Origin of the sequence: Ensifer sp. 2TAB8 (assembly GCF_052115125.1) — a bacterium.
GTDB lineage: Bacteria > Pseudomonadota > Alphaproteobacteria > Rhizobiales > Rhizobiaceae > Ensifer.
Genome location: NZ_JBFRGB010000001.1, coordinates 14,695 through 30,663, shown reverse-complemented (window position 1 = coordinate 30,663; position 15,969 = coordinate 14,695). Strand labels below are relative to the sequence as shown.

Genomic DNA, 15,969 nt, shown 5'->3' with positions numbered 1-15,969 from the left:
CACGCGCGGCCGCACGATGAGATGGCTGCCGGGGGGCTTTAGTTGCTGGCGGCATCGGGATCCGTCTGTCCGGAGCGTTTTTCTTCGGCAGCGCCGAGAGCCGCGAGCTTACCGCCGGCTTTTTCCGGCGCTTTCAGCGTCGGCGCCTTTTCGAAGGTCTCGCCGATCGTGCGTAGCAGGCGGGTGACCTCGGCCGACAACGAGCGCGGACGGATAAGGGGCGGCAGGGCGTTTTCGTCCGGCTTCGCCGCTGCGACCTGCGGCTGCTTCACTGGCGCCGTCGGGGTGGTCACTCCGGGGATGGCGCGGTGCTCGATGCCTTGCTCCGCATAGTCCATCAGCCGCTTGAACGTCATCGCCGGCAGCGAGCCGCCGGTCATGTTGTTGGTGGACGTGTAGTCGTCGTTGCCGAACCAGACCGCGGTCGTATAGTCGCCGGTGAAGCCGATGAACCAGGCGTCGCGATAGGCCTGCGTCGTCCCGGTCTTGCCGCCGACGAGGATGCCATTGTCGAGAGCGGCCTTGCGCGCGGTGCCGATGATCGGGATCTGCGTCAGCATCGAATTCATCGACGTGTTTGCGTTTTCCGAAAGCACGCGCCGCGCCGGCGGTTCGTCACGCCCGAAGTCGTAGAGGATGTCGCCGTCATAGTTGAGGATCTGGCTAATGCCGTGACGGCGTGACTGCACGCCGCCGGCCGGGAACACCGCGTAAGCCGTCGCTTGATCGAGCACGGTGACTTCCGATGTGCCGAGCGGCATGGTCTTGTCGGTACGGATAGGGGTCTCGACGCCCATCGCCTTGGCGGTGTGAGCGATCAGGTCGGTGCCGAGCTTGTCCTTGGCGAGGCGTACGGGGATGGTGTTGATCGACTTGGCGATGGCTGTCAGGATAGTGATGCGCCCGGCATAGCTGCGGCCGTAATTCTGCGGCGACCAGCCGCGCCAGGTGATCGGCGCGTCGACGACGATCGTTTCCGGCGTCATGCCCTTCTCCATCGCGGCCGCGTAGGTATACACCTTGAATGAGGAGCCCGGTTGCCGCAGCGCACGGGTCGCGCGGTTGAACTGGCTCTCGCCATAGTCGCGACCGCCGACCATGGCGCGCACCGCGCCGCCATTCTCGAGCATGACAAGCGCGCCCTGCTTCACGCGGAAGCTCTCGCCATATTGGCGCAGGCTCGATTCCACCGAGTCCTCCGCGGCGTTCTGCAGGCCCATGTCGATCGTGGTGCGCACGATCAGCGAATGCTGCGCGAAGGGACGGGCAATGCGCTGGACCTCATCGAAGGCCCAGTCGAGGAAGAAATCGGGCGCCTTTACCTGGGCGCGGTCGATAACGCTGGCGGGATTGAGGCGCGCGGCGATCACCTGGCCCTCGGTCATCAGGCCGCCCTGGACGAGGTTGGTCAAAACCTCGTTGGCACGACCGCGCGCAGCCGGCAGGTTGACATGCGGTGCATAACGCGCCGGCGCCTTGAAGAGGCCGGCAAGCATCGCCGATTCCGCCAAGCTTACATCGGTGATCGATTTGCCGAAATAGAATTGCGCCGCCGCAGCCGCGCCAAAGGTGCCGCCGCCCATGTAGGCGCGGTCGAGATAAAGCCGGAGTATTTCCTTCTTCGACAGGTTGCTTTCCAGCCAGATGGCAAGGAAGGCCTCCTTGATCTTGCGTTCGATCGTTCGCTCGTTCGAAAGGAAAAGGTTCTTGGCGAGCTGCTGGGTCAGCGTCGAGCCGCCCTGGACGACACCGCCGGCACGGGCGTTTTCGGTCATGGCGCGGGCAAGGCCGAGGAAGTCGATGCCCCAGTGGTCGAAGAAGCGGCGGTCTTCGGTCGCCAGCACCGCCTTGATCAGGTGGTCGGGCAGCTCGTCGATCGGCACGGAATCTTCGTGGATGATGCCGCGGTGGCCGATTTCATTGCCGTAGCGGTCGAGGAAGGTGACGGCGAAGTCGCTCTGGGCACGCCAGTTTCCCTTGGTTTCCTCGAAGGCGGGAAGCGCCAGTGCCAGCATCAGCACCGAGCCGACGGTGCCCCAGGTCATGCCTTCGCCGAGGACCTCGAAGACGACCTTTTTCCAGCCAGTGACGCGGAAACGGCGGAAGAAGATGGTGGTATCTTCCCACCACTGCGCGAGCTTGAACCCGGTATTCCAGACCGTCGAATCGATCCAGGAGTCGATCCTGAGAAAGATGTGCCGTTTCTTCGGCCGGTTATCGTCTTTCCTCGGTTCCCGCACGTCTCAACGTCCTGAAGGCTTTGTGGCATCATGCCGGCGCCGCGCAATATTTGCACGGCGTCAAATTCCAATCTACTTGCATATCGCGCTGCCGGCCTTAAAAAACCGGCAATTTTCTGCGAAATTTCTGTATCGCGGGCTATTTGACGAAAGTGTGATGACGATGGGCGAAATGCCTTTCTGGAAGGCGAAAAGCCTTGAGGACATGACCAATACGGAGTGGGAGAGCCTGTGTGACGGCTGCGGACTCTGTTGCCTGAACAAGCTGGAGGATTGGGATACCGGCGAGATCGCCTGGACCTCGATCCGCTGCACTTTGCTTGATGGCGAGAGCTGTCGTTGCAAGGACTATGAAAACCGTCAGGCGACAGTGCCCGACTGCATCCAGCTGACGCCCAAGGCCGTGCGCGAAATCACCTGGCTGCCGCCGACCTGCGGCTACCGCCTCGTGGCCGAGGGGCGCGATCTCTATTGGTGGCACCCGCTGGTCTCAGGCGATCCGGATACTGTCCATGCCGCCGGCATCTCCGTGCGTGGCCGCACCGTTGCCGAGGACGGCATCGATATCGAGGACTACGAAGACTATCTCGTCACCTGGCCGCTGGAAGTGGGGCAGGAAAGCGTGGATTGAAAATGGATTGGTCCGCGCTTCGCAAGCGACTTGCGTGCGGGGCGCTCGCACTTCGGCGAACCGGCCATTCGCCTGATGCAGCCTAGTGGCTGCCGCCGTTCTTCCTGACGAGGTTTTTCGGTGCGACGTTGCGCCATGCCGTTTCCATAGACTGGCGCACGAGCCCTTCGTCGGCTTCGACGAAGTAGAATGATGTCCAGCCACGGTCACCCCAACCGCCAGGCACGGCGGCACAGACCCCGGGCTCCATTTCCAGGAGCATGCGCTGTTGATCAGGGGTGAATTTGAAGACCGCGCGGCCGGCTTCCGGCAGGGTCATGAAAATGCGCTTGCCCACCCGGAAGTCCCGTGTGCCGAAATGCGCGTTTTCCTCCGTTCCCGGCAAGCTTAGCGCGAGTTTTTCAATCTCTTCGGTCAGCATTCGGAAAGAGTAACATGGATTTTCCGAATGGCCAAAAGGCTGAAAATAGCCACAAAAATTCAAGGGCCGCAGCTATTGCCACGGCACCAATCCAATCGGCCAAGACGGGCCATTCGGCGTTGCAGGATGTGTTTCATCCTGACCCGTAAGGGTTCAACTCCGTGTTGCGTCTTGCATATGTCAGGATGGTCTTGGCGCAGGAAAACCGGTGCGCCGTTGACAGGCTTTACTCAGCCGGCTGGATCGGCTTCGGGGTGCTTTCGCCGGCGTCGCGCATGGCGCGCCATTCGTTTTCGAAACGGTCGAGCAGCGATTGCGGTACTTTGGACTGCTGAGATGCGGGCTGGTTGTTGGCTAGCGTCTGCATCCGATCCTCCCGGGGCCTATGACGGTTTCATGACATTTGATGTAGTGGACAATTTCATATCGTAAAGGCTTTGTAAATCAGTGGCTTAAATCATTTAAACGATTGAAAAATATTTAAATCGATTAATTTTTCGTTGATCCACAGCCGTCTGTCAATCCAAAGATCTGCCGGTGCAGATACGACTAAATTGGCTGTTCTTTTGAAGTATTTTTGCGGGCGTCCTGTCTTGTGTGGGAACGCCAAACCTCACGTGATGAGGCTCCTACAGAATGTGCCGAACGCCGGCACGCTCGCTCGCATCGCGGCGAAGCCATCGCGATGAAATCGAAGGGTGTCAGGGGCTTAGTGCGAATACCGGATTCGGCGCGCGATCAAGTTGACTCAACCTCGCAGGGTGTTGACTCAACTTTCAAACGATCGTCGGCAAGGGATTCAATGGAATCGGAAATCGCTCCTGCCCGATGCGCTGTCCCAGTGTTCGGGCTTATGGCGGATGCATCCACCATCGCGGCATGCGCACCGCTGCCGACTTCGGAATGCTAGCGAAACATGCTTAACAAAAGGCTGATCTCATGGCCTGCAGTGAAGTATGCCCGTGATCTTGAGGCCCCATTCTGTCGTCGGCATCGAGATGAAACTGTCGCATGAGATGGCTATCGCTTGCTGGCGCAAGTCTCGTTCCGGGTTTCGTCACAAACGGAATCGCTGCAATCTAGGGTCGGATCCGTCGGCTCCCCAGTGGATACCTGACGGCTCTGAAAGCCGACATTCATTTGCCATTCAGCCTCATTCGGTTATTGCTTCTGCCATGATGCTTCCCAAGTCGAAAGTGCGTTCATGTCTTCACCAGTGATCATAGCCGCGCTTGCCGCAGGCCTCGCGGGCTTCAGCCCGCCTGCGATCAACGTGCCGTCGGATAACGTCGTCCGTGTGTCCGGCGATTGCAGCGCGGCCGCTGCGCAGGTGGTTGCCGATACCGGCGGCGAGCTGCTGTCGGCACAGCCGACATCCGATGGCCAGTGCGTGATCACGGTACTCGTTCCCGGTAATGGTGGACGGCCGAAGAAGGTCACCGTGAAGGTGCCGATGTAAGCGGTCCCCGCAGCGTTGCGCGTCTTGTCAGGCGCGCAAAGGTCGCTGTAGCGCTTTGAATGCCTGCATGTTTCTGTCCTTAAATCGGCTAGGTTTGACGAAACAGGCAGCGGAAATGGCCGCGAGAGGAAGTAGAGACGAATGCGCATTCTGATTGTCGAGGACGACGCCAACCTGAACCGGCAGCTCGCCGAGGTGCTGAAGGAGGCCGGCTATGTCGTCGACCAGGCCTATGACGGCGAGGAGGGGCACTATCTCGGCGACGCCGAGCCCTATGATGCCGTGATCCTCGACATCGGCCTGCCGGAGATGGATGGCATCACCGTTCTCGAGAAGTGGCGCGGCGACGGCAAGACCATGCCTGTGCTGATCCTGACGGCGCGCGATCGCTGGAGCGACAAGGTTGCCGGTATCGATGCCGGCGCCGACGATTACGTCGCCAAGCCGTTCCATGTCGAAGAGGTTCTCGCCCGCATCCGCGCCCTGATCCGTCGTGCCGCCGGCCATGCAAGCTCGGAGATCGTCTGCGGCCCGGTGCGCCTCGATACCAAGGGTTCCAAGGCAACCGTCGATGGCGTAGCCCTCAAGCTGACGTCGCACGAGTTCCGGCTGCTCTCCTATCTCATGCATCACATGGGCCAGGTCGTTTCGCGCACGGAACTCGTCGAGCATATGTACGATCAGGATTTCGACCGCGATTCCAATACGATTGAGGTGTTCATCGGCCGGCTGCGCAAGAAGATCGGCAACGATCTGATCGAAACGGTGCGCGGCCTCGGATACCGAATGCAAGCGCCGGGCAATGGCAATTAGGTCCCTCACAGCCCGCGTATTGGCGGTTTCCACCGTCTGGGCGGTCGTCGCCCTGGTCGTGATCGGCGTGGTCATTTCCGAACTCTATCGCCAGGGCTCCGAACGCGGCTTCAAGGACCTGCTGCGGGCGCAGCTTTTCAACGTCGTCAATTCGATTTCCGTCAACGAGAAGACGGTACTTTCGGGCAGTCCGCAGCTTGGCGATCTGCGATTTTCACAGCCGCAGACCGGCTGGTACTGGATCGTCGACCCGATCGGCGAATTCGACACGCCGCCTTTGATCTCGACGTCGCTCGGCAACGGAAAGCTGCCGATCGCCAGCGTCGATGAGGTTCCCTTCGACACCGGCTACGTCCGGTTCTACACGACCAAGGATCCGTTCGGTAACGCGGTCGAAGTTTCCGAGACCGAGGTCGTGTTGGACATCCAGGGCCACACAGCGCGCTTTCGCGTGGCCGGCAACCGCGACGTGCTCGAAGCCGACATCAATCGCTTCACCCGCAACCTGACCATCGCGCTTTCCATCTTCGGTCTCGGCGGCCTTGGTGTGAACGCGCTGACCATTCTCTTCGGCCTGCGCCCGCTCGATCAGGTCCGTCGCTCGCTGGAGAAGATCCGCGCCGGCGAAAGCGAGAGGCTTGATGGAGCTTTCCCCCGCGAAATCCAGCCGCTTGCCAACGAAGTGAACGCCCTGATCGACAGCAACCGCCGCATCGTCGAGCGCGCCCGCATGCAGGTCGGCAATCTCGCGCATTCCCTGAAGACACCGATCGCCGTGCTCCTCAACGAGGCCCGGGTGCTCGACGCGTCGCACGGCGAACTGGTGCGCAACCAGGTCGATGCAATGCAGATGCAGGTTCAATCCTATCTCAGCCGCGCGCGGATCGCCGCACAGCGCGAATCCGTCCTGGCGCGAACCGAAGCGCAGCCGGCGCTCGAACGTCTGGTTCGGGTGATGCGCAAGCTCAACCCGGAAAAGCAGGTGCACCTGTCAATCAATCCGCCGGCGTTGGTGCTTGCGATGGAATTGCAGGATGTCGAGGAAACCGTCGGCAATCTGCTTGAAAACGCTGCCCGCCACGCCCGTGGCGAGGTGTGGCTGAACGTCCGACCAGCGCCGAGCGATCTGCATGCGAAGGAACCGGGAAGACAGTGGATCGTGCTCGACATCGATGACGACGGCCCGGGGCTCAATCCTGATCAGATCGCGCTGGCAATGAAACGCGGCAAACGACTTGACGAAAGCAAGCCCGGAACTGGGCTCGGGCTGTCGATCGTCAGCGAGATCGTGCGGGAGTATCAAGGCACCATTACGCTGTCGCGCCGGGATGAGGGGGGACTGCGTGCCCAGCTCCTGTTGCCGGCCGCGGCTTAGAGCGGGGTGAAGAAGGGTGCGCGGTTTCGTGATTTAGGTGTCACACCCGTGCTCGAAAATGTCACAGTGGCAGGGCGCGCCGTTGCCTCGGCAGGCGGGGAATGCCAAAAGAAAATCAAGGACAAGTCGTCATTTGACCCGAATGTACCGGATTTCACGAATGCGGCTTCGGATAGGAATGGTTGAGTGTCGCGGATCATGAGGAACCAGGCAGAAATGGCACGGACTTTTGTCGTTGGCGGTAGGATCGCGGTGATCGCGTCGGCCGTGGCTCTTGCCGGTTGCAGCACGACCGCGGGCGGCAAGTCGACAGCAACCCGTAGTGTCTCCTCGACGACCTACATTGCCGCTCTTCAGGGCGGCGTGATCGGCCGTCTTTCCGATCTCGATATCGGTACGTCCGATCGTCAACGCGCACTCGAGGCAGAGTATCGTGCGCTCGAGGCAGCGCCCGGCGGCCAGCCTGTGACCTGGGCTGGACGTGGCGTCAGCGGCTCCGTCGTTGCCGCCGCCCCCTATCAGGTCGGGTCGCAGAATTGCCGCCAGTACAGCCATACTGTCACGACCAAGACTGAGGCGAAGACGGCCCGGGGTGCTGCCTGCCGCAATCCCGACGGCAGCTGGACGCCGCTCAGCTGAGCGCAGTCCCTTCTGAGGCCGTTTGAGAGCGTCGGGGGTGGCATCGTCGTCCGTTGCGGCGAAACGCCTCAAATCTCCGTCATAACCGGTTTTCGAGTTGGAAAGGCATGGGCCTCATAGTATTGAGCGTCCATGTTGTTCTGGATCCTCGTCGCCACTTTGACGGCGGCCGTCGCCGCCGTGCTGATCCTCCCGCTGATGCGGGCAGGGGAAGCCCCATCGTCTCCCCACAGCCACGACATCGAGGTCTATCGCCACCAGCTCGATGAACTGAAGCGCGATCAGGACAGCGGCCTGATCGGTAGCGCCGATGCCGAGCTTGCGCGTGCCGAAGTGGCGCGCCGGTTGCTGGCAGCCGGTGAGAGCGACCGCAATGTGGCGCCGGCCGTTTCGCAGCGGCGCGGGGCCAATCGTCTGGCCCAGGCTTTCGTGCTGCTCTGTCTTCCGGTCGTCGGGCTCTGTCTTTACCTGCTGACGGGTAGCCCGGGCGTGCCGGCACAGCCGCTTGCCGCGCGCTTGGCCGACCCCAATGGCGATATCAATGTCCTGATCGCCAAGGCTGAAAACCACCTTGCGGTAAACCCGAATGACGGTGCCGGCTGGGATCTGCTCGCACCGATCTACATGCGCAACGGCCGCATCGAGGAAGCGGTCGACGCCTATGACAGGGCCATCCGCCTGCTCGGGCCGACGCCGGCGCGCCTGGGTGGATACGCTGAAGCCCTGGTCGTGCAATCCGATGGTCTCGTGACGACCAAGGCGCAGGAGGCATTCCAGCAGGCACTGACGATCGACCCCAATGATCCGCGCTCGGAGTTCTACCTTGCCCTCGGCCTCAAGCAGGAAGGCAAGAAGGAGGAGGCGCTGACCGCCTTCAACAGGCTGGTCGCGACGTCGCCTGCCGACGCGCCCTGGCTGCCGCTCGTCAAGCAGCATGTGGCGGAACTGGGGGGCGCAACCAGCGCTGCCGCGCCCGGCAATCCCAGTGCCGAGGATGTCGCCGCCGCCGAGAGCATGACCTCCGGCGACCGTCAGGAAATGATCCGCGGCATGGTCGAAAGCCTCGAAAGCCGCCTCAAGGAAAATCCGGATAACCTCGAGGGCTGGGCGCGGCTGATCCGCTCCCATGTTGTCCTTGATCAACGAGACAAGGCCGCGGCCGCGCTAAAGGAGGGCCTCAAAACCTTCCCGGCCGATGGCGACGGGGGCAAGCAGCTCCTGGCGCTCGCTCGCGAACTCGGGATTGCGACCGATGGAGTGACGCAATGACGCGCAAGCAAAAAAGACTGGCGATCATCGGTGGTGGTGTCGGCTTTCTGGTTCTCGCAGCCTTTCTGGTAATGTTCGCCTTCAGCCAGGCGATCGCCTATTTTTATGTGCCGAGCGATCTCGCCAAGGCGAACGTTGCTCCGGGCACGCGCATTCGTCTCGGCGGCGTGGTCGAAGCGGGTTCGGTGAAGCGCGGCGACGGCAAGACGGTCACCTTCACTGTGACCGACACACTTGCCGGCGTGCCGGTAACCTACACGGGCATCCTGCCCGACCTGTTCCGCGAGGGGCAGGGCGTGGTGACGGAGGGAGCCTTCGTTCAAGGGAACTCCGTCTTCGTGGCGGATACGGTTCTCGCCAAGCATGACGAGACCTATATGCCGAAGGATGTCGCCGACCGGTTGAAGGCGCAGGGCGTTGAGCTCAGCGGGAAGGAAACGATTAAATGATCATCGAGCTCGGACATTACGCGCTGGTCCTGGCATTGGCGACCGCGGTCATCCAGGCCGCTCTGCCGATCCTCGGGGCGCGGCTGAACGACCGCGGCTTGATGGAATTGGCGTCGAGCGCGGCGGTCGCCTGTTTCCTGCTGGTCGCCTTCGCGTTCATCGTGCTCACCTTCGCCTACGTGACTTCGGACTTTTCGGTCCGCAACGTCTGGGAAAACTCCCACTCGTTGAAGCCGCTGATTTACAAGATCTCAGGTGTGTGGGGGAACCACGAGGGATCGATGCTGCTGTGGCTGCTGATTCTGACATTCTTCTCGGCGCTGGTCGCCTCTTTCGGGCGCAACCTGCCGGAAACGCTGAAGGCGAACGTGCTTGCGGTCCAGGCCTGGATTGCCATGGCCTTTGCGCTCTTCATCTTGCTGACGTCCAATCCGTTCGCGCGGCTGATCCCGGCGCCGGGTGAGGGCAAGGACCTGAACCCGATCCTGCAGGATGTCGGCCTCGCCATTCATCCGCCGCTGCTCTACCTCGGCTATGTCGGTTTCTCCGTCTGCTTCTCCTTTGCGATCGCGGCACTGATCGAGGGTCGCATCGATGCCGCCTGGGCGCGCTGGGTCCGTCCCTGGACGCTCGCCGCCTGGACGTTTTTGACCGCTGGCATCTCCATGGGTTCCTACTGGGCCTATTATGAACTCGGCTGGGGCGGCTGGTGGTTCTGGGACCCGGTCGAGAACGCGTCCTTCATGCCCTGGCTCGCGGGCACGGCTTTGCTGCATTCGGCACTGGTCATGGAGAAGCGCGAGGCGCTGAAGATCTGGACCGTGCTGCTCGCGATCATGACCTTCTCGCTTTCGCTGCTCGGTACTTTCCTCGTGCGCTCCGGCGTGCTGACTTCCGTTCACGCCTTCGCTACCGACCCGACGCGCGGCATCTTCATTCTCGCCATCCTCGTCTTCTTCATCGGCGGTGCCTTCACACTCTTTGCTTTGCGTGCCTCGCACCTGAAAGCCGGCGGCATCTTCGCGCCGATTTCGCGTGAGGGCGCACTGGTCTTCAACAACCTGATCCTGACAACGGCGACCGCGACGGTCCTCACCGGCACACTCTATCCGCTGGTGCTTGAGGCGCTCACCGGGGACAAGATCTCCGTGGGCCCGCCCTTCTTCAACATGACCTTCGGTCTCCTGATGCTGCCGCTGCTCTTTGCGGTACCGTTCGGTCCATTGCTGGCGTGGAAGCGCGGGGACCTCGCCGGCGTCGCCCAGCGGCTCTTCGCGTCCGTCGCGATCGGTCTCGTCGCCGGCACGATCTACTATTACGTGATGAACGGCGGCCCGGTTCTGGCGCTCCTCGGCATTGCACTTGGCGTCTACCTGATCGCCGGTTCGCTCACCGATCTGGCGCTGCGCTCCGGCGTCGGCAAGGTTGCGGGCAATGTCGCCTGGCGGCGCTTTGCCGGCCTGCCACGCTCTGCCTTCGGTACGGCTCTTGCCCATATCGGTCTTGGCGTCACCTTGATCGGCATCGTCGCTGTCACGGCATTCGAAACCGAGACGGTCGTCGAGATGAAGCCGGGCATGACGGTTGACGCCGGCGGTTACACGCTGCGCTTCGACGGCATGCGCAACGGCAGTGGCCCGAACTACACGGAAGAATCCGGTCACTTCACCATTAGCCGCGGCGGCGTCGCCGTTTCCGAGGTCTGGTCGTCGAAGCGCCTCTACCAGGCGCGCCGCATGCCGACGACGGAAGCAGGCATCCGCACCTTCGGTCTCAACCAGCTCTATGTTTCGCTCGGCGACCAAATCAGCGAAGGCGGTATCGTCGTGCGCATCTGGTGGAAGCCGATGATCCTGTGCATCTGGGGCGGAACCCTGTTCATGATGGCGGGTGGCTTCGTATCCTTGAGCGATCGCCGGCTGCGTGTCGGTGCGCCGACACGGGCCAAGCGGCCGAAGACAGTGCCAGTGGGGGCTGCCGAATGATCCGTCTGCTGCTGGCGCTTGTGCTGTTCACCCTGCCGATCGGATCAGCCTTTGCAGTCAATCCGGATGAGGTGCTGGCCGACCCTGCGCTTGAAGCCCGCGCTCGGGCGATCTCGGCCGAACTGCGTTGCATGGTCTGCCAGAACCAGTCGATCGACGATTCCAATGCCGAGCTTGCCAAGGACCTGCGCGTGCTGGTGCGCGAGCGGCTCGCCAACGGCGATAGCGACGAAGCGGTGATCGACTATGTCGTATCCCGCTATGGCGAATTCGTGCTGCTGAAGCCACGCTTCGAAACGAAGACGCTGATCCTGTGGGGCATGCCTGCAACCCTGCTGCTCGTCGGGGCGATCACCCTTGTCATTGCGTCGCGCCGGCGCGGGGCTCAAGCCAAGGGAACGCCGCTTTCCGAGGATGAAAAGGAAAAGCTGAAGAAACTCCTTCAGCCCTGACGGGACGCTTGGAGCGGCGTCGCGCGTTCGACGATGTCGAACGCCAATAGCCTGATATCGCAGGCGAATGTTCTCGGCGATAACGGTCGCCGTTCGCGGCGACATGCGGTCGGCAATGGGCTATCGGTCCATCCCTAGTCATCTCCCGCAACATTACCAAATATTCATCTTCCGGACAGAACTCAGTAAGGTCCCATCCGTTACATCTTTCGTCATCGGCTGTTCCTCCAGTCAGCCAAACGAGCCCGCCTCTTCCCTGCGAGGTGGGTATCGCAACCAGGTTTCGGTGCCGTCTTCGACGGCATCAAGGAAGAGAAAAGGCAAAACGGATGATTACGACCAAATCCCTGCGTCCCTCCCTCAAGACCGTTCTGAAGACCTCGACCGTTGCCGGTCTTGCTGCCGTCATGCTGACCTCCGGATTGCCGGCCAGCATCTCCCAGTCCTTCGCGGAAGCGGTGAAGGTGGAAGCGCCGTCGGTGCCGAGCTTTGCCAACGTCGTCGACGCGGTTTCGCCGGCCGTCGTCTCGGTTCGTGTCCAGTCGCGCGTCAACCCGGTTTCCGAAGACGGCAGCGACTTCAGCTTCGGCTTCAATGGCCGTGGCTTCGATGAACTGCCGGATGATCACCCGCTGAAGCGTTTCTTCAAGGAATTCGGCCCGCGCGGTGATGACCGTGCCGAGCGCGGTGGTCCGGGTCGCCGTGGTCCGCATGGCGAAGGTCGCCTGCGCCCGACGTCCCAGGGTTCGGGCTTCTTCATCTCGGAAGACGGCTACCTCGTCACCAACAACCACGTCGTTTCCGACGGTTCGGCCTTTACGGTTATCCTCAACGACGGCACCGAACTCGATGCCAAGCTGATCGGCAAGGACAGCCGCACCGATCTCGCCGTGCTCAAGGTCGATGACAAGCGCAAGTTCACCTATGTCGGCTGGGCTGACGACAGCAAGGTCCGCGTCGGTGACTGGGTGGTTGCAGTCGGCAATCCGTTCGGCCTCGGCGGTACCGTGACCTCGGGCATCATCTCGGCCCGTGGCCGCGACATCGGCTCCGGCCCCTATGACGACTACCTGCAGGTCGACGCTGCCGTGAACCGCGGCAACTCGGGTGGTCCGACCTTCAACCTTTCGGGCGAAGTGGTCGGCATCAACACCGCGATCTTCTCGCCGTCGGGCGGTAACGTCGGTATCGCCTTTGCGATCCCCGCGGCCGTCGCCAAGGACGTCGTCGCCGACCTGATCAAGGACGGTTCGGTTTCCCGTGGCTGGCTCGGCGTACAGATCCAACCTGTCACCAAGGACATCGCTGAATCGCTTGGTCTTTCGGAAGCAAGCGGCGCGCTGGTCGTCGAACCGCAATCCGGCTCGCCGGGTGAAAAGGCCGGCATCAAGAAGGGCGACGTCGTAACCGCGCTCAACGGTGACACCGTCAAGGATCCGCGTGATCTTGCGCGCAAGGTTGCTGCCATCCGTCCGGGCACCACCGTTGATCTGAGCCTGTGGCGTGATGGCAAGTCCGAAAGCGTCAAGCTGGAAATCGGCACCCTGCCGAAGGATGACAAGGACGCTGCCAAGACCCAGGACAGCCAGACCGAAGAAGCACAGCCTTCGAGCGAACAGGCACTGGCTAACCTCGGCGTTACCGTCGTGCCGTCCGATGACGGCAAGGGGGTCACAATCGCCTCGGTCGACGAAGACTCCGACGCCAGCGATCGTGGCCTGAAGACGGGCGAAAAGATCGTCTCCGTCAACAATCAGGAAGTGAAGTCCGCCGACGACATCCTCAAGGTCATCAATGCTGCCAAGAAGGACGGCCGTAGCAAGGCGCTCTTCCAGATAGAGGCCGAGAACGGTAGCCGCTTCGTGGCCCTCCCGATCGATCAGGGCTGATCGCGGCAGTCAAATGATTGACCGGAGCGCCGCGATTTCCAAGTGATTTCGCGGCGCTTTCCGTTTCGGGCGGGATGAGGAAAGATCTCTGCGGTTTTCCGCCTTCATTCTGCTCTTGTCCACGAGAAGCGCTCGCCAATCCGGTTGTCGCAAAGCCGAAACCGGTTGAGACAGATAGGGGTCCGGGACTATGGTCGCGCGTATGAAGATTCTCATCATTGAAGACGATCTCGAGGCGGCAGCCTATCTGGCGAAAGCCTTCCGTGAGGCAGGCATCGTGTCCGATCACGCCAGCGATGGCGAGAGCGGTCTCTTCATGGCCAGCGAGAACAGTTACGACGTTCTGGTGGTCGATCGCATGTTGCCGCGTCGTGACGGCCTGTCTGTCATCACAGAGCTCAGGCGCAAGGACGTTCACACGCCGGTGCTCATTCTTTCCGCACTTGGCCAGGTCGACGACCGTGTTACCGGCCTGCGCGCCGGTGGTGACGACTATCTTCCGAAGCCCTACGCCTTCAACGAGCTGCTCGCGCGGGTCGAGGTGCTTGGCCGCCGCAAGGGCACGCCCGAGCAGGACATGGTCTACCGCGTCGGTGATCTCGAACTTGATCGCCTGTCGCATTCCGTCCGCCGACAGGGCAAGGAGATCCCGCTGCAGCCGCGCGAATTCCGTCTGCTCGAATATCTCATGAAGAATGCCGGCCAGGTCGTGACCCGCACCATGCTTCTGGAAAACGTGTGGGATTACCACTTCGACCCGCAGACCAACGTCATCGACGTCCATGTCTCGCGGCTGCGCTCGAAGATCGAGAAGGACTTCGATGTGCCGCTGCTGCGCACTGTTCGTGGTGCCGGCTACATGATCAAGGATGACCGGGCCCCCGCATGAGCAAGCTTCGCGTTCTCTTCAGAACGACCGCGGTTCGTCTTTCCGCCCTCTATCTCATCCTCTTTTCGCTCTGCGCCGCCTTCCTCGTTTTCTACGTTACCGGCATGTCGGAGCGGTTGCTGCAGCAGCAGACCCGGGATTCCATCACCGCCGAGGTGACGCAGATCGAGCAGGTCTACACGCGGGCCGGCATGAACGGCCTGTTGCGCTCGCTCGAGCGCCGCGCACGCCAGCCGGGGGCCAATCTCTATGTCATCGCCGGGCCGAACGGCGAGATCCTCGCGGGCAACGTTGCGAGCCTCGAGCCCGGACTGCTCGACAGCGAAGGTTGGACCGAGCGCCCCTTTGCCTATCAGCGCTATACGGACGAGACGAAGACGGACAGCCATGTGGCGCTCGCCCATGTGCTGGTGCTCGACAATGGCCTGCGCATTCTCGTCGGTCGCGACTTGCAGGAACCGCAGAAATTTCGCGCGCTGGTGCGTCAGGCGCTGATGGTGGCGCTTGGCGTCATGGGGCTTGGTGCACTCGTCATCTGGTTCGGCATTGGCCGCAATGCGCTCAAGCGCATCGACCGCATGTCGGAGGCAAGCACCAAGATCATGGCGGGCGATCTTTCGCAGCGCCTGCCGATGAGCGGCTCTGGCGACGAGTTCGACCGCCTGTCGGAATCGCTGAACGCGATGCTCGGCCGTATCGAGAAGCTGAACGAAGGTCTGCGCCAGGTCTCCGACAACATCGCCCATGACCTCAAGACCCCGCTTACGCGGTTGCGCAACAAGGCGGAAGCGGCACTTGCCCGCAAGGGCACCAGCCAGCGCGGCGCGCTCGAGGAAATTATCGGTGAGTCCGACCAGTTGATCCGGACCTTCAATGCGCTGCTGATGATTTCGCGCGTCGAGGCCGGTTCGTCCGCCGCCGAGATGAGCGAGATCGATCTTTCGCAGATCGTTTCCGATAGCGTCGAACTCTATGAGCCCGTGGCCGAAGACGTCGGTTTGAAACTCGAAGCCGACGTCGCCCAGAATCTGGTGATTTCAGGCAACCGGGAACTGGTCGGCCAGGCTCTCGGCAACCTCATCGACAACGCGATCAAGTATGCCGATGGCGCGGACAATCCGCTGATCAAGGTCTCGCTGGAAAAGCGCGATGGCCATGTGCTCTTGTCCGTAGCAGATCACGGCCCCGGCATCCCCACCGCGATGCATGACGAGGTGGTGAAGCGCTTCGTTCGCCTGGACGAGAGCCGGTCGAAGCCGGGCACGGGCCTCGGCCTTTCGCTGGTAGAGGCGGTCATGGAAATGCACCACGGCTCGCTGCGTCTTGCCGATACCGAGCCCGCGGCCGGTGACGGCGGCAAGGGGCTGACGGTGCGGATGGTTTTCCCGGTGGCTGCAACCTGATAGACCGGTTCCCGGAGAGTGAGAATGGAATGGGCAGCTGCGGCTTTCTGGCCGC

The 15,969-nt window shown here is 61.9% G+C and carries 15 protein-coding genes; 12 read left to right on the top strand and 3 right to left on the bottom strand.

Annotated features, from left to right (window positions below; all coding sequences use genetic code 11):
- Positions 1-38: 38 nt before the first annotated feature.
- Positions 39-2,240: a transglycosylase domain-containing protein gene (locus AB4Z53_RS00125; RefSeq protein ID WP_441594140.1), complete on the bottom strand. Its 2,202-nt coding sequence runs from the start codon at positions 2,238-2,240 to the stop codon at positions 39-41.
- A 163-nt stretch (positions 2,241-2,403) separates the two neighbouring features.
- Between AB4Z53_RS00125 and AB4Z53_RS00120 the strand changes: the two genes are divergently transcribed.
- Entirely contained in the window at positions 2,404-2,871 is a 468-nt protein-coding gene (locus tag AB4Z53_RS00120) for a YcgN family cysteine cluster protein (RefSeq protein ID WP_057251076.1), read from the top strand.
- 82 nt (positions 2,872-2,953) lie between these two features.
- On the opposite strand, the gene AB4Z53_RS00115 is transcribed toward AB4Z53_RS00120, so the two are convergent.
- Both AB4Z53_RS00115 and AB4Z53_RS00110 read right to left on the bottom strand, forming a co-directional pair.
- On the bottom strand, positions 2,954-3,292 hold the full coding sequence (locus AB4Z53_RS00115; protein WP_113537843.1) for an MmcQ/YjbR family DNA-binding protein: 339 nt from the start codon (positions 3,290-3,292) through the stop codon (positions 2,954-2,956).
- 226 nt (positions 3,293-3,518) lie between these two features.
- Positions 3,519-3,659 (bottom strand): hypothetical protein, encoded by a 141-nt coding sequence (locus AB4Z53_RS00110; protein WP_223726777.1) that lies wholly within the window; start codon positions 3,657-3,659, stop codon positions 3,519-3,521.
- A gap of 837 nt (positions 3,660-4,496) precedes the next feature.
- On the opposite strand from AB4Z53_RS00110, the gene AB4Z53_RS00105 reads away from it, so the two are divergent.
- The 11 genes from AB4Z53_RS00105 (at position 4,497) to AB4Z53_RS00055 (ending at position 15,914) form a co-directional block, all read left to right on the top strand.
- Positions 4,497-4,751, top strand: coding sequence for a hypothetical protein (locus tag AB4Z53_RS00105; protein ID WP_113537842.1), 255 nt, complete (start codon positions 4,497-4,499; stop codon positions 4,749-4,751).
- A gap of 141 nt (positions 4,752-4,892) precedes the next feature.
- Positions 4,893-5,564, top strand: coding sequence for a two-component system response regulator FeuP (gene feuP, locus AB4Z53_RS00100; RefSeq protein ID WP_034789361.1), 672 nt, complete (start codon positions 4,893-4,895; stop codon positions 5,562-5,564).
- Positions 5,554-6,939: an ATP-binding protein gene (locus AB4Z53_RS00095; RefSeq protein WP_113537841.1), complete on the top strand. Its 1,386-nt coding sequence runs from the start codon at positions 5,554-5,556 to the stop codon at positions 6,937-6,939. The genes feuP and AB4Z53_RS00095 overlap by 11 nt, the downstream gene beginning before the upstream one ends.
- Positions 6,940-7,155: 216 nt before the next feature.
- Positions 7,156-7,578 carry a hypothetical protein gene (locus AB4Z53_RS00090; RefSeq protein ID WP_113537840.1) on the top strand — a complete coding sequence of 141 codons (423 nt, stop codon included), beginning with the start codon at positions 7,156-7,158 and terminating at the stop codon, positions 7,576-7,578.
- Between the two features lie 132 nt (positions 7,579-7,710).
- Complete coding sequence (gene ccmI, locus AB4Z53_RS00085; RefSeq protein WP_441594139.1) at positions 7,711-8,847, top strand: c-type cytochrome biogenesis protein CcmI; 1,137 nt, start codon at positions 7,711-7,713, stop codon at positions 8,845-8,847.
- Complete coding sequence (ccmE, locus tag AB4Z53_RS00080; RefSeq protein ID WP_113537838.1) at positions 8,844-9,296, top strand: cytochrome c maturation protein CcmE; 453 nt, start codon at positions 8,844-8,846, stop codon at positions 9,294-9,296. Before ccmI ends, ccmE begins: the two co-directional genes overlap by 4 nt.
- Positions 9,293-11,281 carry a heme lyase CcmF/NrfE family subunit gene (locus AB4Z53_RS00075; RefSeq protein WP_441594138.1) on the top strand — a complete coding sequence of 663 codons (1,989 nt, stop codon included), beginning with the start codon at positions 9,293-9,295 and terminating at the stop codon, positions 11,279-11,281. Before ccmE ends, AB4Z53_RS00075 begins: the two co-directional genes overlap by 4 nt.
- Positions 11,278-11,733, top strand: a complete 456-nt coding sequence (locus AB4Z53_RS00070; RefSeq protein WP_113537836.1) for a cytochrome c-type biogenesis protein — start codon at positions 11,278-11,280, stop codon at positions 11,731-11,733. Before AB4Z53_RS00075 ends, AB4Z53_RS00070 begins: the two co-directional genes overlap by 4 nt.
- A gap of 329 nt (positions 11,734-12,062) precedes the next feature.
- On the top strand, positions 12,063-13,622 hold the full coding sequence (locus AB4Z53_RS00065; RefSeq protein ID WP_113537835.1) for a Do family serine endopeptidase: 1,560 nt from the start codon (positions 12,063-12,065) through the stop codon (positions 13,620-13,622).
- Positions 13,623-13,812: 190 nt separating this feature from the next.
- A complete protein-coding gene (locus AB4Z53_RS00060; protein ID WP_113537834.1) occupies positions 13,813-14,511 on the top strand; it encodes a response regulator transcription factor in 699 nt (232 codons plus the stop codon).
- Complete coding sequence (locus AB4Z53_RS00055; protein ID WP_291155219.1) at positions 14,508-15,914, top strand: sensor histidine kinase; 1,407 nt, start codon at positions 14,508-14,510, stop codon at positions 15,912-15,914. Before AB4Z53_RS00060 ends, AB4Z53_RS00055 begins: the two co-directional genes overlap by 4 nt.
- Positions 15,915-15,969: the final 55 nt, after the last annotated feature.